22 protein-coding genes and 1 pseudogene are annotated in these 21,649 nt (G+C 62.0%); 14 read left to right on the plus strand and 9 right to left on the minus strand.

From position 1 onward, the window contains the following. The first annotated feature begins 4 nt into the window (after positions 1-4). The 4 genes and pseudogenes from H4W01_RS00230 to H4W01_RS00245 all read left to right on the plus strand — a co-directional run. Positions 5-1,036 carry an HlyD family secretion protein gene (locus tag H4W01_RS00230; RefSeq protein WP_209609316.1) on the plus strand — a complete coding sequence of 344 codons (1,032 nt, stop codon included), beginning with the start codon at positions 5-7 and terminating at the stop codon, positions 1,034-1,036. Between the two features lie 335 nt (positions 1,037-1,371). Then, entirely contained in the window at positions 1,372-1,956 is a 585-nt protein-coding gene (locus tag H4W01_RS00235) for a recombinase family protein (RefSeq protein WP_066659028.1), read from the plus strand. A 4-nt stretch (positions 1,957-1,960) separates the two neighbouring features. Beyond that, positions 1,961-4,939 (plus strand): Tn3 family transposase, encoded by a 2,979-nt coding sequence (locus H4W01_RS00240; protein ID WP_209609318.1) that lies wholly within the window; start codon positions 1,961-1,963, stop codon positions 4,937-4,939. Positions 4,940-4,972: 33 nt separating this feature from the next. Beyond that, positions 4,973-6,184: pseudogene (locus H4W01_RS00245) on the plus strand (type IV secretory system conjugative DNA transfer family protein); the annotation flags it as partial. A 595-nt stretch (positions 6,185-6,779) separates the two neighbouring features. On the opposite strand, the gene H4W01_RS00250 reads toward H4W01_RS00245, so the two are convergent. The 3 genes from H4W01_RS00250 to H4W01_RS00260 are packed head-to-tail and all read right to left on the minus strand — an operon-like array spanning position 6,780 to position 8,719. Next, positions 6,780-7,733: a replication initiator protein A gene (locus tag H4W01_RS00250; RefSeq protein WP_133192509.1), complete on the minus strand. Its 954-nt coding sequence runs from the start codon at positions 7,731-7,733 to the stop codon at positions 6,780-6,782. 43 nt (positions 7,734-7,776) lie between these two features. Then, positions 7,777-8,067: a ribbon-helix-helix domain-containing protein gene (locus tag H4W01_RS00255; protein ID WP_209609319.1), complete on the minus strand. Its 291-nt coding sequence runs from the start codon at positions 8,065-8,067 to the stop codon at positions 7,777-7,779. Positions 8,068-8,071: 4 nt separating this feature from the next. Beyond that, complete coding sequence (locus H4W01_RS00260; protein ID WP_209609321.1) at positions 8,072-8,719, minus strand: AAA family ATPase; 648 nt, start codon at positions 8,717-8,719, stop codon at positions 8,072-8,074. A 269-nt stretch (positions 8,720-8,988) separates the two neighbouring features. Between H4W01_RS00260 and H4W01_RS00265 the strand changes: the two genes are divergently transcribed. The 3 genes from H4W01_RS00265 to H4W01_RS00275 all read left to right on the plus strand — a co-directional run bounded on the left by H4W01_RS00265 (position 8,989) and on the right by H4W01_RS00275 (position 10,154). After that, entirely contained in the window at positions 8,989-9,324 is a 336-nt protein-coding gene (locus tag H4W01_RS00265) for a type II toxin-antitoxin system RelE/ParE family toxin (RefSeq protein ID WP_334685091.1), read from the plus strand. Beyond that, positions 9,324-9,638, plus strand: coding sequence for a helix-turn-helix domain-containing transcriptional regulator (locus tag H4W01_RS00270; protein ID WP_209609323.1), 315 nt, complete (start codon positions 9,324-9,326; stop codon positions 9,636-9,638). Before H4W01_RS00265 ends, H4W01_RS00270 begins: the two co-directional genes overlap by 1 nt. Before the next feature lie 63 nt (positions 9,639-9,701). Then, positions 9,702-10,154, plus strand: a complete 453-nt coding sequence (locus tag H4W01_RS00275; RefSeq protein WP_209609325.1) for a hypothetical protein — start codon at positions 9,702-9,704, stop codon at positions 10,152-10,154. Between the two features lie 77 nt (positions 10,155-10,231). Here the strand turns inward: H4W01_RS00275 and H4W01_RS00280 are convergent, their stop codons facing one another. Then, positions 10,232-10,807 carry a recombinase family protein gene (locus H4W01_RS00280; RefSeq protein ID WP_209609327.1) on the minus strand — a complete coding sequence of 192 codons (576 nt, stop codon included), beginning with the start codon at positions 10,805-10,807 and terminating at the stop codon, positions 10,232-10,234. A 274-nt stretch (positions 10,808-11,081) separates the two neighbouring features. Here H4W01_RS00280 and H4W01_RS00285 point away from each other — a divergent pair, with 274 nt between their 5' ends. After that, positions 11,082-11,273: a hypothetical protein gene (locus H4W01_RS00285; RefSeq protein ID WP_209609329.1), complete on the plus strand. Its 192-nt coding sequence runs from the start codon at positions 11,082-11,084 to the stop codon at positions 11,271-11,273. A gap of 168 nt (positions 11,274-11,441) precedes the next feature. Here H4W01_RS00285 and H4W01_RS00290 read toward each other — a convergent pair whose 3' ends face one another. Next, positions 11,442-11,864: a hypothetical protein gene (locus H4W01_RS00290; protein ID WP_209609331.1), complete on the minus strand. Its 423-nt coding sequence runs from the start codon at positions 11,862-11,864 to the stop codon at positions 11,442-11,444. A gap of 114 nt (positions 11,865-11,978) precedes the next feature. Beyond that, positions 11,979-12,329: a hypothetical protein gene (locus tag H4W01_RS00295; RefSeq protein ID WP_209609333.1), complete on the minus strand. Its 351-nt coding sequence runs from the start codon at positions 12,327-12,329 to the stop codon at positions 11,979-11,981. A 213-nt stretch (positions 12,330-12,542) separates the two neighbouring features. Here H4W01_RS00295 and H4W01_RS00300 point away from each other — a divergent pair, with 213 nt between their 5' ends. Together H4W01_RS00300 and H4W01_RS00305 are read left to right on the plus strand one after the other, a co-directional pair. Continuing rightward, on the plus strand, positions 12,543-12,986 hold the full coding sequence (locus H4W01_RS00300) for a flagellar hook-basal body complex protein FliE (protein ID WP_443024793.1): 444 nt from the start codon (positions 12,543-12,545) through the stop codon (positions 12,984-12,986). Positions 12,987-13,399: 413 nt separating this feature from the next. Beyond that, entirely contained in the window at positions 13,400-14,413 is a 1,014-nt protein-coding gene (locus tag H4W01_RS00305; protein ID WP_209609336.1) for a phosphatase PAP2 family protein, read from the plus strand. A 345-nt stretch (positions 14,414-14,758) separates the two neighbouring features. Here the strand turns inward: H4W01_RS00305 and H4W01_RS00310 are convergent, their stop codons facing one another. From H4W01_RS00310 to H4W01_RS00320, 3 genes are all read right to left on the minus strand, one after another. Then, positions 14,759-15,475, minus strand: coding sequence for a class I SAM-dependent methyltransferase (locus H4W01_RS00310; protein WP_209609338.1), 717 nt, complete (start codon positions 15,473-15,475; stop codon positions 14,759-14,761). A 184-nt stretch (positions 15,476-15,659) separates the two neighbouring features. Then, positions 15,660-15,977 carry a hypothetical protein gene (locus H4W01_RS00315; RefSeq protein WP_209609340.1) on the minus strand — a complete coding sequence of 106 codons (318 nt, stop codon included), beginning with the start codon at positions 15,975-15,977 and terminating at the stop codon, positions 15,660-15,662. A gap of 308 nt (positions 15,978-16,285) precedes the next feature. Next, positions 16,286-16,882 (minus strand): YgjV family protein, encoded by a 597-nt coding sequence (locus H4W01_RS00320; RefSeq protein WP_209609342.1) that lies wholly within the window; start codon positions 16,880-16,882, stop codon positions 16,286-16,288. 330 nt (positions 16,883-17,212) lie between these two features. Between H4W01_RS00320 and H4W01_RS00325 the strand changes: the two genes are divergently transcribed. From H4W01_RS00325 to H4W01_RS00340, 4 genes are all read left to right on the plus strand, one after another. Beyond that, positions 17,213-18,322 carry an acyltransferase family protein gene (locus H4W01_RS00325; protein ID WP_209609345.1) on the plus strand — a complete coding sequence of 370 codons (1,110 nt, stop codon included), beginning with the start codon at positions 17,213-17,215 and terminating at the stop codon, positions 18,320-18,322. A gap of 81 nt (positions 18,323-18,403) precedes the next feature. Then, entirely contained in the window at positions 18,404-19,687 is a 1,284-nt protein-coding gene (locus H4W01_RS00330) for a glycoside hydrolase family 130 protein (protein WP_209609357.1), read from the plus strand. A gap of 184 nt (positions 19,688-19,871) precedes the next feature. Next, positions 19,872-20,318: a hypothetical protein gene (locus H4W01_RS22745; RefSeq protein WP_334685092.1), complete on the plus strand. Its 447-nt coding sequence runs from the start codon at positions 19,872-19,874 to the stop codon at positions 20,316-20,318. A gap of 194 nt (positions 20,319-20,512) precedes the next feature. After that, the gene (locus H4W01_RS00340) at positions 20,513-21,448 is read left to right on the plus strand and encodes an NAD(P)/FAD-dependent oxidoreductase (protein WP_209609347.1); all 936 of its coding nucleotides are present in this window, start codon (positions 20,513-20,515) and stop codon (positions 21,446-21,448) included. Positions 21,449-21,649 lie beyond the last annotated feature (201 nt).

Raw genomic sequence — 21,649 nt, forward strand, 5'->3', positions numbered from 1 at the left:
CACGATGAAGATGCCGAAAAGCGCCCGCATTGCAGCTGGCGGGCTCATTGCCATAGCCGTGCTGGGCGGAGGCTGGGCGCTCGCGCATGGCGAGGGCAGTGCGGCAAGCCAGAGTACGGATGACGCCTACGTCCAGGCCGATTTCAGCACCGTTGCCCCCAAGGTTGCCGGACTGATCGACCGCGTGCTTGTCGAGGACAACCAGCAGGTCCGCAAAGGGCAGCTCCTCGCGGTCATCGATGATCGCGACTACCGCGTGACGGTCGCGTCGGCAGAAGCCGAGCTGCGTGCTGCCGAGGCTAATGCTCGCGGCATCCAGGCTACAATCGCGCGGCAGGGAAGCGTGATTGGCCAGAGTGCGGCGGCCATCGATGCGGACGAAGCGGCGGTCGCCTTGTCTCAGGCCAACGCCCGGCGTTACGCTGATCTGGCGAAGGACGGCTCGGCCAGCCTTCAGGAGCAGCAGGAAACGTCCTCCAGGCTGCAAGCCGATCTTGCGGCCCGCCGACGCGATGCGGCTGCCCACGCTGCGGCGCACGCGCAGGTTCCGATCCTGCAATCCGATCTGGCCAATGCGCAGGCGGCGGTAGCCAAGGCTCGGGCCGCGCTCGATGCCGCGCGCCTTAATCTTAGCTACACGCAAATCCGTGCCCCTGTGGATGGCGTTGTCGGTCGCCGCACGCTGCGCGTCGGCAATTTCGTGACTGTCGGCGCACCGCTTCTTGCGGTCGTGCCGTTGCGAAAAGCCTACGTCGAGGCCCGTTTCCGCGAAACGCAGCTTGAGCGCATCCGCCCTGGCCAGCATGCGGTTGTGCGGTTCGATACGCTGCCTGGGCTCGAATTGAAGGGGCACGTCGAGAGTATCGCGCCCGCGACCGGCGTGTCCTTCGCAGAAGTGGCGCCGGAGAATGCTACTGGCAACTTCACCAAGATCACTCAGCGCCTGGCTGTCCGCATCGTGTTCAACGACGGCCAGCCCGAGGCTCGTCGACTGCGGGTCGGTATGTCAGCCGTACCAACAATCACCACCAACTAAGGACAGAGGCACGGCCATGATATGGGATGCTAGCGGTTCGTCACGAACTGAGCGTCAAGACCCGGCGGTTTCGCCATTGCGCACCGGTGGCTATCGATCATTCTGACCCTGAAAGCTGTCCGGCAGGCAGGTCCCCGGATTCGGCCATTCCTCCGGCCTGACCAATGGCGCGCGAGTTGCGCGACCTGCGGGGTCTAACCTGTCGGAAAACACATGTTTTCGGACACCCTTGGGTGATCCCTCGGCTTTGGTCGGCAATCCCGCGCCTGAATAGTCGACAAACCCTGTCGCTTTGATGTAGTGTACGACAAAGTGGTTTTGAGGGTTTGTCGTACATGCTGGTCGGATATATGCGGGTGTCATCGGCCGATGATCGCCAAACTGTCGATCTTCAGCGCGACGCTCTGGTCGCGGCGGGTGTCGATCCGCGTAATTTGCATACTGATAAGGCATCGGGAGCACGCGACGATCGACCGGGCCTGAAGGACTGCCTCGATTATCTGAGTGCGGGCGATACGCTGATCGTGTGGAAACTCGATCGGCTTGGGCGATCGTTGCCGCATTTGCTGGCGATCGTCACTGACCTGAAGGCGCGTGGCATCGCGTTCCGTTCGCTGACTGAGCAGATGGATACGAACACGCCGCACGGCGAACTGCTATTTTCGCTGTTCGGCGCGCTGGCGCAATATGAGCGCGCGCTGACGCGCGAGCGGGTGATGGCGGGACTGGCGGCTGCAAAGCGTCGAGGGCGCCAGGGTGGACGGCCTCCCATGATCGACACTGAGACCCTTGAACGGATTACTGCCGCGCTTGATGGCGGAGCAAGCAAGGCATCCGTCTGTCGCACCTTCAAGGTGCCGCGTTCGACCTTGATTGGCACTCTTGCCCGGATCGGTTGGGCGCCGCCCGCCAAAGCCTAACCCAATGCCTCGTCGCGCCGTGCTGTCGGACGAGCAACGCATGGCGTTGCTCGCACTTCCCGATGATGAAACCACGCTCGTTCAGCACTGGACGTTGAGTGAGGATGACCTGGCTATCATCGTGCGCCGCAGGCGACCGCATAATCGTCTGGGTTTCGCGATCCAGCTATGCGCGCTGCGCTATCCCGGCCGTTTGCTGCGCCCGGGCGAATTGATCCCCGATACGCCGCTCGCGTTCGTCGCCGAGCAATTGCAGATCGCGCCCGAGGTGCTGGCCGATTATGCGACGCGCGGCCCGACCCGGTACGAACAGCTCGATGCGCTGCGCGAGGGCTTTGGGTTCACACAGTTCAGCCGGCCATTGCGAGCGGCGTTGCAGGAATGGCTGCTGCCGATTGCGCTGACGACGACCAGCGGGGCTGGGCTGGCACGGTCGCTACTAGGCGAGTGCCGACGACGGCGCATCATCGTACCTGGCATCAGTTCGGTCGAACGGATGGTTGCGCAGGCGCTGCTCGACGCCGAGCGCCATGTCGCCGAGCATCTGACCCGAGGGCTGGAGACTGGGCAACGCCGTCTGCTTGATGCCCTTCTTCTGCCTCACGCCGGCACGAACCTCAGCGGCCTCGGATGGGTGCGGCAGCCGCCCGGCAAGCCCGGTCGCAAGACGTTCGCCGTCATCATCCGGCGGCTAGCTCTGCTGCGCGATATTGGGATCGATCCCGATATCGCGGCAGGCATACATCCTGAACGCCTGCGACGCCTCTGTCAGGAAGGGGCTCGGCTGACGGCGCAACATGTCCGAACGCTGCAAGCAACGCGGCGCCGTGCGACGCTGGCGGCAACCGTACTCGAAACCATCGTCACGCTCACCGACGATGCGGTGCTGATGTTCGACCGCCTGCTGGGTCAGATGTTTCGGCGCGAGCAGAACAGCGCAGACACAGCGCTCAAGCGCGACCGGCGCAACATCAACGGTAAGATCCGGCTACTTGCCCGGCTCGGCGATGCCCTGCTCACTGCCAAGGTGTCGGGCGGCGACATCGGCGCCGCGGTCGAGGCCGCAGTTGGATGGGATGATCTTGGCCGTGAAGTCGATGAAGCCCGCAAGCTGATCCGCCCCGATGCCGTCGATCCCGTTACCGTCGCCGCAACCAACTACCCCGTTCTCCGACAGGTCGGTCCCTTGTTCATCGCCTCGTTCACGTTCGGAGCGGTCCCGGCCTGCCATACGCTCGCGCGAGCAGTCGCTATCATGCGCGACCTTCATCTAGGTCGCCTGAAAAAACTGCCGCCGGATACACCAGTTGCCTTCATTCGGCAGGCCTGGCGTCGCGCGATCGGCCCCGGCATTCCCGATCGCAGAGTTTATGAATTTTGCGTCCTAGTCGAGCTTCGTGACAGGCTTCGTGCCGGCGACATGTGGGTCGAGGGAAGCAGACGCTATCGTGCCGTCGAGCAACAGCTTATTCCAAGTCCGGTATTTGCCACCATGCGCGCAGCCGGCCCTTTGCCGATCCCGGCACCCGATACGGCCAGTGCCTGGCTGGACGAACGGCGTACCCGTCTCGCCCGGAGATTGGCAGAGGTCGAGCGGAAGGCGGAGACGGACGCGCTGGAAGACGTACAACTCAGCCTTGGCAAGCTGCGGATTTCGCCGTTGAAGGCGGTCACGCCGGATGAAGCGGATAGCGCCCTTGCGCCGCTCTACGCCCATCTGCCCGCGATCCGCATCACCGATCTCCTTGCTGAAGTCGATCGATGGACCGGTTTCAGCCAGTGCTTCACGCATCTGCAAAGCGGTCGGGTTGCCGATGAACCCCGCGCTATCCTGACGGCGGTGCTCGCCGATGCGACCAATCTTGGCCATAAGCGCATGGCAGAAGCCTGCGATCTCGTGACCCAACGCCAACTCAGTTGGCTCGCCTCATGGCATTTACGCGAGGAAACCTACGGTAGGGCTCTCGCCCGGTTGGTCAATGCCCAGCACACCGCGCCGCTCGCCGCCCTGTTTGGGTCCGGGACCTCGTCCAGTTCGGACGGTCAGAACTTCCTGCTTGATCGCCGTGCTCAGGCGACCGGCGCAGTCAATCCGCACAAGGGGGCGGAGCCTGCTGTCTCCTTCTACAGCCATGTCTCGGATCGCTACGCGCCGTTTCATTCCACCGTCATCTCCGCATCCGCAAGCGAGGCGGCGCAGGTGCTGGACGGGCTGCTCCATCATGGTGCCGATCTGCACATTGAGGAGCATCACGTCGATGGTGGGGGCGTTTCCGACCATGTGTTTGCGCTATGCCATCTACTTGGATTCCGGTTCGCGCCGCGCATCCCTAACATCGCCGCGCGCCGGCTTCACCTGTTCAACGGAATCGAACCTGGCCCAGATATCGCGCCGCTGGTCGCGGGCAGGATCGACGAGGCCCTGATCGCCGCACACTGGGACGACGTGCTGCGCTTGGGCACCTCGATCCGCACCGGCGTCGTGAGTGCATCGATCATGCTGGAACGGCTCGGCTCCTATCCACGGGCCAATGGCCTGGCCTTGGCACTGCGCGAGATCGGCCGCGTCGAGCGCACCCTGTTTACACTCGACTGGATCGAGCAGCCCGAACAGCGGCGCCGCGCAACCCGCGAACTCAACAAGGGTGAGGCCGAAAATGCTCTGAAACGCGCCATCTTCTTCCACCGGATCGGCCGCATCCGTGATCACGCCCTGCAAGCCCAGACCCATCGGGCGAGCGCGCTCAACCTCGTCGCCGGTGCTATCGTCCTGTGGAACACGACCTACCTGCAAGCCGCCCGCATGCATCTTGCCAGTCTCGGCCGGTCGATCCCGCCGGACCTGTTGCAACACCTTTCGCCGCTCGGATGGCAGCACATCAACCTCACCGGCGATTATCTTTGGACCGACCCCGATGCGCCATCGTCCGCCCTCAGGCCGCTTCGCCAGGTGCACGCCGTCGAAGGTCCGGCGAAACCTTAGCGTATATCTGGGTCCGTTCTATGTACCGACCCCCATCTGCTGACGATCGCCCCCACCCGCACCGGCAAGGGTGTCGGCACGATCATCCCCAACCTGCTCGAATATCCGTTCGCGGTCGTCTGCATCGACCCCAAAGGCGAGAACGCCCGCATCGCCGCGCGCCAGCGCGGCAAGTTCGGCGCAGTCCATGTCCTCGATCCGTTCGGCGTCACTGGCCTGGCCTCGGCAGCGTTTAATCCGCTCGATCGCATTGACCCGCACGGCCTCGATCTCGCCGACGATTGCATGACGCTCGCCGACGCGCTGGTCCACGACGCGCCCGGCGAAGCCGGCGACGCGCATTGGAACGAGGAAGCCAAGGCGCTGATCGCCGGCATCCTGCTCCACATCGTCGCTACCGAACCGCCCGCGACGCGCACCCTGGATACGCTGCGCGATCGACTAACCCTCGCCCCGGCCGATCTGGCGGCGCAGCTCGCCGCGATGCAAGCGCAAGGTGGCCTGGTCGCGCGCGCCGCCAATCGCCAGCTCGGCAAATCCGATCGCGAAGCGGCCGGCGTGCTGTCCGCCGCGCAACGCCATACCCACTTCCTCGACTCCCCGCGCATGGCGACGGTGTTGGGCGGCTCGGACTTCACGTTCGCGGGATTGAAGGATGCGCCGACGACGGTGTTCCTCGTGCTGCCGCCCGATCGGCTCGCCAGCTACGCCCGGTGGTTGAGGCTGATGATGGCGCAAGCCCTGACCGAGCTGGCGCGCGCGCCGGGTCGTCCGCCCTGGCCGGTGCTGTTCCTGCTCGACGAGTTCGCGGCCCTCGGTCGTCTCGAACCGGTCGAACGCGCGATGGGACTGATGGCGGGCTATGGCGTCCAGCTCTGGCCGATCCTGCAGGACGTTTACCAGCTCCGCGCGCTATACGGGCAGCGGGCCGGCACCTTCCTGTCGAACGCAGGGGTGCTACAAGTGTTCGGGGTCAACGATCAGGACAGCGCTAAGCTCGTCTCCGACCTGGCCGGGCAGGAAACCGTCGTGTTCGAGACCATGAGCCGCGCGCTCGACGCGGAGGAAAGCGGCCTGTCCTACGGGCAGCAGCACGTCGGCCGCGCCCTGCTCACCCCCGATGAGGTCCGCACGCTCCGCCCCGATCGCCAGCTCCTGTTCCTCGCCGGGCAGCGGCCGATTATCGCCGCCAAGCTGCGCTACTATGACGATCGCGAGTTCGCCGGGCGGTTTGATCCGACGTGATTGATCCCTGAAAGCACGAACGACGGTGATGATGCCGATACGGGCGGACCGATTTAAGCCCCGCTGGTGACGTTCGCGCGATCTGCGCCCCGAAACCACCTGAAAGCCCCCCTCCTGCCCTCACCCCGCTCCTGACGGCTGTGGAGGGGGGATTCCGTCGCTACCCTGTCCCACTTCTTTCCCGCTAAGCCAGCGGCGCTTGCGCCGCCCTTGTGACGCCGAAGGCGGCACGAAGTGAAAGCGCATCGGCCTGTAGGCCGATTCCATTGGTCTTCTTTTCCGTCTTAAGCGTGGGCTGTTTGACGTTAAGAGATTCTGTTAAATATGAATCGTTAAGTAGGTTAAGTTGCAAAAACCGGTCTTTTCCTGCCTAGAAAACAAAGGCTTACGGTAACCCCCGGTGGGTGAAAACACGTGATTCGGTGTGTGAAAACACGATAGTGCGGTGTGTGAAAACACGAGTCCAAGGTGTGTGAAAACACGATAGGAAACGGCTCGGGAACGTCGATCGCCGGTGTCCAAGGGGCTTCGCCTCCCCTTGGTCTCAACCGCGCCGCGCCGCTTTCCGGGGCAGCGGTGTGTGATAACACGATAGTTAGGAGCGCCCTGAAAGTCGGTCCATGAGGTCATCGACCTCTGTGGTGCGCCGTCGATCGGCTTCCATGCGGTCGCGTCGGTCCTGTTCGGCCTGGAGCTGCTCGGAGAGCGCCAAGGCTTCCGCCTCCCCTCTCAACCGAAATTGAATGGCGGGGCTACCATCGTTCGTCGCGACCATTTCCACTGCGTAATCGGGGAGTTGGTTGGTCTCCACGATCTTGCGGAGCATCCGGTTGAACTCCTTGGGTTTGCTGTCGCTGCCGGTCTTGTCGCGCAGCACCTCCACCCGGCACGTCCACCCGCCGCGCTGATTCCCGGCGTGCTTGCGGGCGATGCGATAAAGCGCCCGCTCAAGCCCGCCGGTCAGCAGGAAATAATCGGGGTGCATGGTAAGAAGCGACCGCTCCGCCATGATCCCCTCATAGACCCAATCCGACAGGGTGATGGTCATGCCGCGAGGCTGGTCGGTGTCGGGGTCGACCTCTAACGTCCATTTGTCGAGCCAATTGAAGCCCGCTTTGCTGCGCCGCTTGGGGGCGCGGATCGACGTCGAAATGGAAGTCGTCTGCAACCGCTGTAGCGCGGCTTGAAGATCTTGATAGGCGCGTCCGCTGGTGTTGCGCTTGATCGCCCGCAATAGGTCGTAGGACGTGGTTGTAAGCGTCCTGGGTAGGTCGTTGACCCCCTGCTCTCGCATCCGATTGAGCGCCGACGTGGCCCATATGATGATATCGGCATCCCAAATTGTCGCCATGCCGTAGGCGGGTATCGCCTCGATCTTCACCCAGGTCGCACCGTCCGGACTGGTATATTCGATCGGCTTGACCCGCTTGCGTTTCTGCAAGGAAAAGAACGGCCGTTCCATCGTCTCCCGCTGATCCTTGAGCGGAAGGTCGCCCATGATCGGCAGGAACAGGTCGAACTCCGGGCTAGGATCGCGCCGCTTTTTCATAGTTCAATCCTGCACATTTGCAGGTGTGCATATGTGCACACGTTCAAGCACGTCCGAACTGCTTGTCGGCGTCGTATTTGGCGACCAGCTCGGCGATCGCTTCGGCCAGCAAATCCTGATGGCTGCGGCGCGTCCTCGCCGCCAGCACCCGGAACGCTTCGGCGGTCGGATCGGCGGGTTCGAAATAAGCGCCCAAGTGATACTTGCCCGGTCGTTGCCCGCTCGATCGCGACGCGCGCGCGTCTGGCGGAGAGGCTACGCGCTCGGCCGCAACGGATTCCGGCTTCGGTTTCGTGGCGACTGCGGGCGCGAGGAGCGATGATCGTCGTGCCATAATATCAAGCCTTCACATTTGCAGGTGTGCAATTCTGCAATTCATCAAATAGGAACTGGCGAAGCGACGCAATCTCCTGGGCGGCTTTGCCATTGGGTTCGTGCTCGGTCACGCCAAGTCCGTAGGGCCATGCTGCCCGATAGGCGCTGCGCTCCCTGATGACTGCGCGCGCGACCTTTAGCCCGGTATCTTCCGCCAGCGTCCTTGCATCATCCAGCAGCGTCGTTGCTGTGGGCGGGGCCGCATTGAGCACGACAAAGCCGGTCCTGCCGGTGCTGATGATGAGCTGGGCCGTGCGTTTGATCGCGTCCAAGTCGATGAGGGAAGGGCGGCACGGTATCAGCACGAGATCGGCCCGTTGCGCGGCTGCGGCTGCCTCGGCTCCGGCTGCCGGGGGCGTGTCGATGATAGTGAGGTCGAAACCGTTTGCCTCGGCCGCGTCGATCGCTTGGTTCAAGCGGCGCGCGCTGATCGGCTCCACATGGGGTAGCTCGGCTTCGCGGCGCTCGCTCCACGCTGTCGCGCTTTCTTGTGGGTCAAGGTCGAACAGTGCCGTCCTGATGCCTGCCGCTTGCGCCGCAACCGCCAGATTGACCGCAAGCGTCGTTTTACCGACGCCGCCCTTTTGCGCTGCAAGTGTGATTATATGCACGTGTGCACACCTTCAATGTTGATAACGTGATAGTATGCAGAATGGCAGGATCGCACAACATCTTCTTGTCGGCCGAGGCAGACCTCCGGGTTGGGTGGGCGGGTACAACAACACTGCCGCCTCGGCGGCCTCTATGTTCGCGCGAGCGATCGTAGCCCGTCAGGGGCGAGACGCCAGCACGGCGGCTCGATCGGAGCTGCCAAGCGGAGATAGAGCGCGGCCCCTTGGGGCGCGTCCAACCCTTGACGATCAGACCAATGGTAACATATATGGAACTGATGGTGCTAAAGGAGTATGAGGACGGGGAAGGGCGAAGCCCGTTCGGACTCTGGTTCACCGCGCTGGATGCGGTAGCGGCCGCAAAGGTGACGGTGGCGCTGAACAAGGTCGAACGTGGCGCGATTTCCAACGTCAAACCGGTGGGAGAGGGCGTCTCCGAATACAGGATCGATTTCGGGCCTGGCTATCGCGTCTATTTCGGCATGGACGGCCAAACCCTCGTTATCCTCCTGAGTGGCGGCACGAAGAAGCGACAGCAGCGTGACATCGACACCGCCAAGTCGCTGTGGGCGGACTACAAGGCGCGGAAGAAAGGAAGATCGTGATGGCTCTCACTCGCAACTTCAAGGACACTGTGCGCGCGCGTGTTCAAGCGGACCCGGCATTTCGCTCGGCGCTCCTCACCGAAGCGGTCAACGCCTTTCTCGTTGGTAACATCGAGACGGGTAAGGCGGTCCTGCGCGACTACATCAAGGCGACGGTGGGTTTCGAGGAATTGGCCGAACGAACCGGAAGGCCATCCAAAAGCCTGATGCGGATGTTCAGCCCGGCGGGCAATCCGGCTGCTGACAATCTGTTTTCGGTCATCAGCACGCTGCAACGCGCATCGGGTGTAACACTGGAAGTTCGCGCCGCGTGATTTGAACCTGAAAGCGGCAACTTTCCGCTTTCGTTCTCATCGGCCATGACTCATAGGATCGTCATGCCGATCGCGCGCGAACATCGCTGGCTCTACCCGATCGACTGGCGCGAACTGTCCAACCTCATCCGGTTTCGGCGCGCCAGAGGGCGCTGCGAGCATTGCTGCCGCCCGCACGGCCGCGACGTTCTGCACTTAGGGAATGGCGTCTGGTGGGACGCGGACGCCGCGACCTGGCGCGACGGGCAGGGCAGGGGGCTTCGCCGCCTGCCGTCGCCGGACGAGCTGGCGCGGGCGCAACCGGGGCTCGCCGGCATCGACCCGCCAGCGCCCTTGCGAATCACGCGCGTGGTCCTCGCCAGCGCACACCTGAACCACGATCCCGGCGACAATCGGCCGCGTAACCTCGCGGCGCTCTGTCAACGCTGCCATATGGTCCACGACGCGGCCGAACACCGTAGGCGCCGTTGGCTCAACGCCTTCCGGGTGCGCGCGATCGGCGACCTGTTCGCCTAACTGCCGGGCCGCAAGGCCAGGCCCCAAGGGTTGGGTGGATGGGACAATGACGCGGGCCGGCGAACGACGGCCTCCATCTAGGCCGGTTGGCTAAGCGAGCTGCGCCCGCCCGGTATGTGCCGGTAGAGCGTCGACGGCTGCACCCCGAGCTGCGCCGCCACCTCCTCAACGGTGATGGTCGGATCGGCGAGCATCGCCTTTGCTCGCTTGATCTCGGCCGGCCCCATTGCCGGCTTGCGCCCGCCGCGCCGCCCCAAGGCCCGCGCCTGGGCAAGCCCGGCATGGGTGCGCTCCAAGGTCAGCTCGCGCTCGAACTCGGCGACGGCCGCGAAAACGTGGAAGACGAGCCGCCCGCCCGGACTAGTGGTGTCGATCGCCTGGGTGAGCACGCGAAGGCCGATCTCGCGCTTGGCGAGATCTTCGGCCGTCTCCACGAGCTGCCGGACGGAGCGCGCGAGCCGGTCGAGCTTCCACACCGCCAGCGTGTCACCGGCGCGGAGATAGTCGAGCGCTGCCCGCAACTCCGGCCTGTCGCGCTGCGCGCCCGACACCTTCTCCATAAACACCTTTTCGCACCCGGCTTCGCGGAGCGCATTGAGCTGTAGGGCAGGGGACTGGTCCCTGGTGGACACGCGCGCATAGCCGACGAGCAAGGGGCTTCTCCGAAAACTCGACGCGACCTAGCCGGATTTCGGAGAAGGAAACAAGAGGCGGTTTTGGGAAGCTAATCGGGCTATTCTGCGACCTCGGCCGCGATAGGCGCGGGGTATCCCGCGAACGACCGTTCGCGGGAGATATGGCATCACAGCGAAGAGCCCAATAAACGGGAGGCCGAAGCTGATCAACGCAACGCGCCATCTGTCGCGGGTCCTGACACATCGTCCTGATAGGTGTATGAGTTAATCCCAAGGAGAGAGGTGGCTTGCGATGTCTGAGTCGAACCTAGCCTATTACGAACGCCGGGCGCAGCAGGAGCGGACGCTCGCAGAGAAGGCTGACAAGGTGGAGGCTCAATCTGCACATCGGCTGCTCGCCACCTTCTATGCGGAGAGAGTGGACATTTTGAGCACCAAAAAGGTGGACTGTTCCGCAAAACTGTTCCGGTGGGAGGTACGCTGAGGGCGCGGCCGGTGGCGTGTCGATGGATCGACGGCACCTCCTGCGGTATTTCATACACACCGGCCGCGTTTGCCTCTGTAGGGCAATAAAAACGTAGTACAAAGCGAGCTAACGATTAGGTGACTGTAGCTAACACGCACAGTCTGCAGACAGCGTGTCCTGCTCTGGTCAATGGTGATCACCACCATGTCCGTCGCTGTCATGACCACCGTCGTAGGAGCCGTGGCCACCATCATGACCTCCAGCATAGTCATGATCGCCTCCGTAGCCGTAGCCGCCGTCGTGCCCGCCATAGCCGTAGTCGTGATGGCCATAGTAGCCGTGCCCATGCCCGCCAGTCACGATCGAAACCGAATACCCGCGCGAATAGGCGGGATACCCGCCGTAAGCCCCGTAGCCGCGGTGGAGGTGGCGACCGCCATATGCCGGGTAAGCGGCATAACGATAAGAACCATGGCCTCCATAGTGCCCGCTTGAAAAACGCCCATGGCCACCCGAGTGATGGCCGTGATGACCTTGCGCGGCAGCGACGGATGGAACGACGATCATGGCTGTTCCGGCAGCCAAGGCCAGCAGGGATGCTTTCAACATCGGGCTTCTCCTTGAACTAGACACCGACTCCAACGATCGAACAACCGAGAGGATGCCGGAATACGCCTGAGCCGACCCTAAACGAGCGGTCGTGCAAGCGCAGCGGAACGGGGGTCAATGCCCAACGTAACCTTGATCATGGCCGCTATTGCCGTTCTGGTTATACCCGCTGCTCCGATCCCGGCCGTGATCGCGCTGCTGCCGGTAGGAGCGGTCGCCGGCATAGGAACCGCTATTGCCGTAATAGCCATTCGAACGGTTGTTGCGGGGGTCGTAGCCGCCTCGACCATACCCGCCTTGACCATGGCCGCCCTGGCCGACCCAGCGACCGCCGTGCTGGCCACCATGATCGCCTTGGGCCTGCCAACCGCCATGATCCCTGTCTTGCGCGAGCGCCGCGCTTGGGGCGACCGCGAGGGCCGCAGTGGCCGCGAGCGCTGCGGCAGCGATGATCTTGCGCAACATGGTAACTCTCCTTGGTCGCCCGCGACATCAGCAGGCAAAGGAGAGAATAAGACCTGAGCAATGAGATGAGGCTGAACGGCCTCGACAGCCGATGTTCATTCGTTCTCGGCGCGCCGGCAGCACTTAATTTCTGTTAACCATGATGTAACGACTTGGCCCTACGTCTTCTGAATACCGGGTTGGAGCCCGGGGGAGGGCTGCCGCGTGGGCGACATTTCGATCAATAACGTGCTGGCGGCACGTAGTGCGATCCTGGATAGGAATGCCGCGCTGCGCAATGTTGCGAGCGTTTCCGGCACAGTCGCCGGTCCAGGCGCGGTCGGGCGACCAAGCTTCGAATCTGCGATGAACGCGGTGCTCCAAAAAGGCGTGGGGCCGGGAGGCCCAAGCGGTACGAACACAAGTGCTGCAATAGGCCAGACCAACCCTTCTCAGCAGACGAGCTTCGCATCGACGTTCAAGGCGGAATTGCAGAAGGTTAGCCAACTCGGTGAAGAGGAGGACGCCGCCGCTGAAGCCTATGAGCGCGGTGAAACGACCGACATCGCGAAGGTCATGCTCGCCGGCCAGCGATCCTCGATCGCGTTCGAGGCGACCCTGCAGGTCCGCAACAAATTGCTGTCCGCGTACAAGGACATCATGAGCATGCCAATTTAGTACGGTGGCCGAGGGCTCGCGCAAGGGGTAATCTCGTTTCGTGCGTATCTGTCATTAAGGGCTCTGACGCGGCACCACTGGCGTCGACTTCCCCCAAGGCGGCAAGAGCAGGAAACTCAGACGACATATTCAAGCAACTTGTCCTGGCATCTCACCGGCATCGCGGGCTGCCCCGTAACGAGCTGCATCACTAAGGAGATAGCGCGTGGTAAGGCGATCACCCAGCCTCGCCTGCACCAGCGGTAATCATCAGCCGCATGGCATCGAGGACAACGACGATGGCGTGCAGCGGGCGGTCTGCCGTGCTTGCGGCTGCGCACTGATGCGGACCGCGGCGACGCCGCGTTGGTATTTTTCCGGGCTGCTCGGCACTGCGTCGGGGCACGTAGATCGGGAACAGCGCACGGCTCGTCATGAGCTTTCATATTCTCAGCTTCGGAAATGAGCGCCGCCCGCCGAGCGCGGGCCGCCAAAGCAGTGCCAGCGAGCGAACTACGCCCAGGGTGATCCCCCTTGCGTGGCTGTTCGGCGTCGTGGCTTTTAGCCTTGCGGCGGTTGCCACGTTGATGGCGTGGGCGGGGATCACGGTCGAGGCTCCGTTATGGCTCGGTGTCCTGATTGGGGCAGCCGTTGGCGCCTTCAGCGCCATCGGTCTCTGGTTCCGCACTCCGCGGTCCGAGAATCAGCGCATGTGGCGCGACGCCGCCGAATATTTCGGCGTGTTCACGAGCCTCTGTCTGATCGGCGCCGTAGCCCCCTATCCTTTGGCGGTGATGAGTTCGGGCTTCGCGGACGTGCCGCTCGAACGTGTCGACCAGATGCTGGGGTTCGACTGGCTGGCATGGTACCGGTTCGTTGCGGATCGCCCTGCGATACAGTGGCTTGATCGCGCCGCCTATGAAAGCATCTATGCCTCACCCGCGTTACTGCTCGGCTATTTCGCGTGGACCGGGCGCAAAATCGAGGCGCGCCTGTTTATTTTCTCGTTTTGGGCCGCCGCGACGCTCACGCTGGTGGTGTTCGTTTTTGTTCCCGCAAAGGGCCCGCTTGCGCTTCTTTGGCGTGGGCCGCTGCCCTATGTGCCCGCGAACGCGCTATATCAGGCCGAGCTTATTCCAAGCCTAAGAAATAATGCCCTACACCGGATTAACCTGGGCGAATTGCAGGGGCTGGTTTCCGTTCCCAGTTTTCACGCTGCGAGTGCGCTACTCTTCATCATAGCGGCCTGGCCAATCCGGTCTCTGCGGTGGCCAATTATGATTGTGAACCTGGCGATGCTGCTGGCGACGCCTGTAGAAGGAACGCACTATCTCATCGACATCATCGCCGGAGCCGTGGTCGCGCTTGTCGCGATCATGGTCTCGAAAGCGGTCTCTCGCGACTTCGCCAGAGAGCAGCTCGGGAAGCAACCTTGCTTGACGGTATGAGCGCGCGATCCGCGATCCAGACGGCTTTCAGGAGGTTCGCGACGCGCTCGCGAGACTGGCTGTACGATCGACGAGAGATTGGCCCATGCTTGGCGTAGTCAACGCGTCTGCCGCAAGTTATCGCCTTTCGGAAGCCGGCTACAAAGCTGGAGGAACCACTGCCTGCAAGCGCGCGTCTCGCAAAACCTCGCGCCAGTTGAGCGCCTGCGCTGTGTCCGTCAAACTGCTCGGGTACGCACCACCTTGCGGGAGAGCCCTCAGGATCGGCGCGGGCGGGCGGACATAGGTCGGGGCTAGATTACATCCCGTGGGCGCCGTAGGCATCAGCAGGGAGAATACTTCGCCTTACGCAGGCCGTCTCTCCGGTGAGGCTGCCGCCGGCATCCCTCCGGCGCGTTGCAGGAGCGTCGTGAGAAAGAATGGGCGGCGGTGCTCAGACTGAAGAACAAAACCAGGCGACCAGCTAAAGGCGTCGTGGATACGCCGCGACCGGCGCGATTCCGGATCGAGCCGGAAAAAGTAGTGATTGGCCAACATGCACATGCCGTCCGGCGCCAAAAGTGCTGCGATGCGCATAGCCAAGGCCTTCAGCAATGCGTCGTCAAGCGGAGACAGGTAATAGAGTACGTCGGCGACGACCACGAGATCAAAGCTGCCATCGAAAGCGCTTGGTAGGGAAAGCAGGTCCTGGGCCTCGAACAGCAGATTTTGCTGATCTGCGTGAAGGACGCGGGCACGGGCCACTGCCGAGGGAGCAACGTCTATTCCTACCACGTTGTCCGTACGGGAGGCGAGATGGCGCGACAGCAGCCCAAGGCCACAGCCAAGGTCGAGTGCGCGCGCGAAACGTCTGGGGGGCAGAAGCGAGATCAGCACTTCATATTTACGGTGCTGGTACCTGTAGCGAGCGGATGCCGCCGACCATGGGTCGGAATCGGCAGCATAAATCGCTTCAAGCGCAGCGGCGGACCCAATGGTGGGCCGCAGTCGTTCAATACGCGCGTCGGTGCGGGCGCTATGGAGGAACAGTCCTATATCTCGCAGGTTCATAAAAGCCGGCATTTTCCAGATTCCTGTCGAACGACGACGGGGCCGAGATGCGCGTCATGGGCCACATTCGCTCAGCGCTCGCATTCTCGCAATCAGTGATCGCCTGCGCCTCGCTCAACGGCCGGCATGTGACTGCTCGTAAGCCAGTCGTCAGCTTGCGCCATGCACTTTCGGAACGAAAGAAACTCGTCCTTAGTTAGCGGTGCACGCCCCGGCGGTAATAGTCCGGACGATCGAAAGTATGCCAGGCAGGATGTCCCTGGTACCAAGATTGAGGCCGACCGTAATTCTGCCAATCCGAGGGATAGGTGTATTGCTGTCGGCGGTTGCCCGCGTCCTGGTAATAGCCGGTCTGGTAAGGAATTCTCGAATTGTTCGGGCCGGGATAGTAGGAGTTCCGCGATTCGCGGCCATGACCCTGACCATAGCCCGGATCAGCAGAGGCACCCACTGCGCCGGTAAGCAACAAGCCGGCGGCCGCCGCTAGATAGAAGCGCTTCTTCGTCTTTTTCATAATGTCCTCCTTCGTACCAGACCAGAGTCGCGGCCGTATGTCGCGATACCTGTCGCTGATTAGGCCCGCGCGCGCAGAACAGACATGGACCACATCTTATAATACGCGGGTTAAGCCCAAAACCCTTATGCACCCGGCGCGGTGTAGGGGAATACCAAGCCATCACGCGGACGGTCCGCGCTCGCGCGGTGCGGATGATATTGGATCACGAAGGCGATTATACGTCGCACTGGTCGGTCGTGGTGTCGGTTGTTGATAAGATCCGCTGCGCATCCAGACCCTTCACGAGTGGGTGAAGAAGGCTGAGGTCAACAGTGGCGAACGCCCCCTGCATTACGCAATACAGCGCCTGAGCCCGCGGCTTGCAGGCTCCGCCGCGCCCCGAACGCCGCTAGGCCGAGCCCGCCGATGTTGGTGACGATGGAGATGAAATCCACCGTCAGCGCAAACGGCGCGCCGACTATAATATTGTGTGCCAACCAGAAGGGAGCCCCGATCAGGAAGCCTACCTTCATCCGTATAGGCGATGGCTGATTGCGCGCAGCCATGCTTACTAAGCCACCGCAACCGGCCAGAAGCGATGATATCCCTGCCCATGTGATAAGAGCCAGCGCGGCAAGGATGACGAGGCTCGCGACATTGAGCGCAACCCGCGTTCGACGGTCACGTACGGTCAGCGCGATCATCAGCTGCGCTAGCGAGATGCCGCAAGCCACAGCTGCGGTCGAGGCGCCAAGGACGGCGAACTGAAATGTGAAGGCGGTCGCGCCTACGCCCTGGACGACGATCACCCGACGCAAACTGCGCAGGAACGGCCAAATAACAACGCAGCTCAGCCCGATCACGCCCAACAGTATGCTGGGCGCACTGCCAGCGGCCATCGCTACGGAAATAAAGGATGGCATGCTCTCTCGCGGAAATGTGGGACTACATCCGCATGATGAAGATACGAGGTTAATAATCCCTTCATTGTTCTAGATGCGCACGGCTGCAAGTCAGATTCGAGTTCGGCGCCGGGAGTCTTTGGGTGGGAATGCTCGTCGATGTTGCGGGCAGGATGTCATGCCATGCGCAGCCGCGTGGCTTGGGCGAAGAGGTATGCCAACCTCCTTGCGCGCCTCTGGACCCTGTGTCGCCTAGAGCCGTGAGGGGTAAACACCGCTGCCGCGTAAAATCAAACGGGGCCTGTCGTGTTCAGACAACTTTGGGGTCGGCCTGCGGTTGGGGATCACGAGATGGCCGATGTTGCGACAGGTCGCGCCGAGCGAACGGCGGAGAAGCGATCACGGTCCTTTCATATCCTAGACATTCTACGGGGTCTTGCCGCCATAAGCGTCATCACGTTGCATTACCCGCAAGCCTTCGCTCCCTTCGTAGCAAGCGGAGCATACCTCGCGGTAGACTTGTTCTTTGTCATGAGCGGCTTCGTGCTCGCCCGCGCTTATGATGTGAGGCTTCAAGACGGAATGGGGGGAGGGGCTTTCATCACTGTTCGGCTAATCCGCCTTTATCCGTTCTATCTGCTGGCCTTGGCGCTGGGCATCGTTGAACTCGCTTATTACTATCGAAACGATCATCTCGCAGCGGAGATAATGCTCTCCGGCATGTTCAACGTCGCGATGTTGCCTTCGCCACCGGTGGGTATCCCGTATCAACCGCTATTTCCTGCGAACTTTGTAGCTTGGACTCTGTCCTTCGAGCTGCTCGCCAACGCTGTTTACGGCTTTTGCTTCAGATTTCTGACTGTCAAACGACTGAGAATGATCACCAGCATATCGGGCTTGGTCCTTTTGGCATTGGTGCTCATTCGCGGCAATCTTAATGGAGGAGCATATTGGCCTGATGCTCATCTAGCCGCAATCAGGGTCACCTTTTCCTTCTCTGTCGGAGTTTTGATACACCGCGCTCGGGAGGCGGGAAGATTGGCAGCGCTGACTTCCGTCAAGCTACCCCAGGTCATCATCATCGTGATCACGATCGGCGCCCTTGGTGCGCCGATACCACCTGCCTTGCGAGGGCTATTTGATGCGGCCTGCGTGCTGTTTCTATTTCCGCTGATTGTAGCCGCTTCGGTTGGGCGCAACCCGGTTCCAAGTCGAGGAATCAGCGCTTTTCTGGGGGAGATTTCCTATCCCATCTATGTCTTGCAAATCCCCGTCTTCACGATTGGCGTGATGGGTCTGCCCAAACTTTTACCAGGTCTTCCGCAGTTACCTGCGCCCTGGTCAGGGTTTGTCCTGTTGTCTGCATTCTGCATTGCCTCGTGGTTCATGGCCGCGCGCATCGACATCCCGGCAAGGCGCCGAATGAGCGCTGTGGTGCGGCGACATCTCCAGCCTGGGTAGCGGCTTCATAATGAGGCGGAAATGACCGCTTTCGATTGGCCAAGCCGGCCATTCACATGCCGCAAATTGAGAAAGCCTGACATGATCCAGCGCGCGAAACTTCGTTTTCCCCATGTCACACTGCGGCCCGACCCGTCGCGTACCCTGGTCAGGCCATTCGAGCCCGGCTATCCGCGAGGCTTTGACGCTGGCACGACCCGCACTCAGGAAACGGTCGACTTAATTCTGTCGCTAGACCAGGCGGAATTAACCCGTCAGCTGGAGGGCGTCACCGCGTCACTCGACCAGAACCACCGCGACGTCGACGCGATGCTGCGGCGGCGTTTTGACGAGATCGCGGATCACTTCGAAAGTGCCGATCGCTGCGACGACGCGCGACGCCGACTGATCGGAGCCTATTTCAGCCAAGAATATGCCTATGAGAGCGCAGCGTTGTTCAATCCCGGCGCTGTCCTACATCACGAACAAAGCGGCGTTGTCGATGGCGAGGTTCGGATCATCCTGTCGCTGCGCGGGATCGGCGAGGGCCACCTTTCCTCGGTAACGTTTCGCACGGGGCGATGGAAACCGGGCGGCGCGCTGATCGTGGATGATCCCAGTTCGGTGTCGATGCAGCCGATCATTGAGCGTGCCAATACCGACGACCTGGTCCGGCTCCGGTATGCCGGCAGCGAGACCTTGTCGGAAACCGTGCTGTTTCCGGTGCTGCCTAGCCAACGCCAGGGTATCGAGGATCTCAGGCTGGTCCGCTTTGACGAAAGTGACGGCACGTTCGCCTACCATGGGACATATACCGCGTTCAGTGGCGCAGAGGCGCGATCGGAGCTGCTGACCACCACCGACTTCAGCACCTTCGAGATGCGCGCGCTTACCGGCGATGCCTCGACGGGCAAGGGGATGGCGCTTTTCCCCCGTCGGGTCGACGGCTTGTTCACGATGCTGGGTCGCCAGGACAACAAAAATATCTGGCTGCTGAGATCTGACGATATCCTGCACTGGGCCGGCGGTGCAAAGCTGATCGAGCCGCGCTATCCGTGGGAGTTTGTCCAGATGGGCAATTGCGGCTCACCGATCGAAGTGGACGAGGGATGGTTGGTATTGACGCACGGGGTCGGCACGGTGCGCAACTACTGCATCGGCGCATGCCTCCTCGACAGGCGCGACCCCTCAAGGCTCCTGGCGCGAACACCTCGACCGGTTCTGGCTCCAAGCCCCAAGCAGCGCGACGGCTATGTCCCCAACGTCGTTTACAGCTGCGGCGCGCTCGTAGTTGGCCGCGACCTGCTGCTCCCCTACGCAGTGGCGGACAGCTTCACCGCGTTCGCGACCACGACGGTCGACGATCTGCTCGCAGTGATGGAGTGAGCAGGGGCGCACTTTGAGGGGTTTCCGCGCCATATGCGTATCAATTAATATGGGCGGTTCAGATGACTGTTGAGCCAATGTTTTCCGGCTAGCGCCTAGGTCGGCAGCAGCGTTTGAGACTGTGCATGCGCCTTGCAGCCTCGGCGACCGTCGTGATCCAGGCCCAATCGATGGAGGCTTTCGCATGTCACCGACAATCTTAAGGCTTTCGGCAATTTCCGGGCTCGCAGCGGGGCTTGGCGGTTGCGCGTCCTATGGACAGCCGAGCCGCAATATCGCCTATTTTGCGGTGCCGTGTAACACGCCGGGAGCATTCGTCGCGCAGCCCTTGTCAGCGCCGGACGCGCCTCCAGCTACGCCGGTCCCAGCGGCCCAGGCGGGCGATGCACAAGCTTGCCTGATCGCGGTGCCGGCCCGAGATCTGGCCTATAACGCGCGCTATCGGGGCGGCGGGGGTTATTACGATCCTTACTATGGCTATCCGGGCTATGGGTCGCCCTTCTACGGTTCGTTTGGAATTGGCTTCGGATTCCACGGCGGTGGTTATGGACGCGGCGGCAGCTTTGGTCATCGCGGCGGGTTCGGTCATAGTGGTGGCGGCGGTCACGGTGGTGGTCACGGCGGCCATTGAAGCGCCGATCCGTTGAGCTTGTTAATACGGGAAGCTCGACCGCAGCAAAACCATCCAACTCTGCTTGAATGACGACCACTGGGCGTATGCGGGACTGGAATGACCCTCCGCGACAACCGGCGTGAGGGACAAGTGCAGTGCGCGCGTAAACGTGAATAGAGCACGCGCTGGAGCCGGCTTGGGAGATTGGCTCTATGAGCACGGCAGTTGACACGTCGACGTCGCAGGACAAGGTGGATTGCGTCATCATCGGCGGAGGCCCCGCCGGGCTGACAGCTGCGACCTATCTCGGGCGTTTTCTACGCAACTGTGTTGTCGTCGACGCTGGCGCGGGCCGTGCGAGTTCGATCCCGCGGTCACACAATCTGCCGGGATTTCCAGACGGGATTGGTGGTGCGGACCTGCTGTCGCGGATGACGCGGCAGGCGCAAACTTACGGCGCAACGGTTCAGCAGGGCAGGGTGGTTCGCCTGGCGATCGTCGAGGACGGGTTCTCCGTCGCGACGGATACGACAAGCTGGCATAGCCCTACCGTGATCCTAACCACCGGTGTCCGAAATCGCCGGCCCTCGATGCCTCAGGCGACGCACGATGTTGCATTGGCGCGCGGCCTGATCCGCTACTGTCCCGTGTGTGACGCTTATGAGGCGAAGGGTGCCAATATCGCTGTGCTCGGCTGTGACGATCATGGCGCCGCCGAGGCTGAGTTCCTACGCCCGTATGGCGCACGCGTGACGCTGCTGGCGCAGCGCTCGCCCGAACTCTCCTGGCCGGACGAGGCGCGGCTCGTCGCACTCGGTGTCGAAATTATCAAAGAAGCGGTCGATCAAATATCGATCGAAGCCGATCAGATCGCGGTTCGACTGGGAGATGGGCGACGGCTCTCGTTCGACACCCTGTATCCGGCACTTGGCTCCTCGCCGCACACACAACTCGTTGCTGAGATCGGGGTGAAGCTTAGCGAAGGCGGCTGTGTTATCACCGACGCCCATCAACAGACCTCGATTAGCGGTTTGTTCGCGGCCGGCGATGTCGTTGAAAGTCTTGATCAGATCAGTGTTGCAATGGGTCAAGCTGCGCAGGCGGCGACCGCTATCCACAATTTGCTTCGCGCTGGCGAGAGCAGGTAAGCCTGTTGAGTTAACTTTTTCCGGAAAAGATAATCGCGGCGCTCGCCTCCCGATCCGGTTACGTCTCGGGATGCGAGCCGCGAGTCAATGACCGCGATAGTTGTCGTGGCCGCGTTGGTAGTGCTGGTTATACCCGCGATCATAGCCATGCTGCTGCTGATAGCCATGCTGGCGCTGGTAGCCATGCTGACGAGGGTAGTA

The sequence above is a fragment of the Sphingomonas sp. PL20 genome, assembly GCF_017875905.1.
Classification (GTDB): domain Bacteria; phylum Pseudomonadota; class Alphaproteobacteria; order Sphingomonadales; family Sphingomonadaceae; genus Sphingomonas; species Sphingomonas echinoides.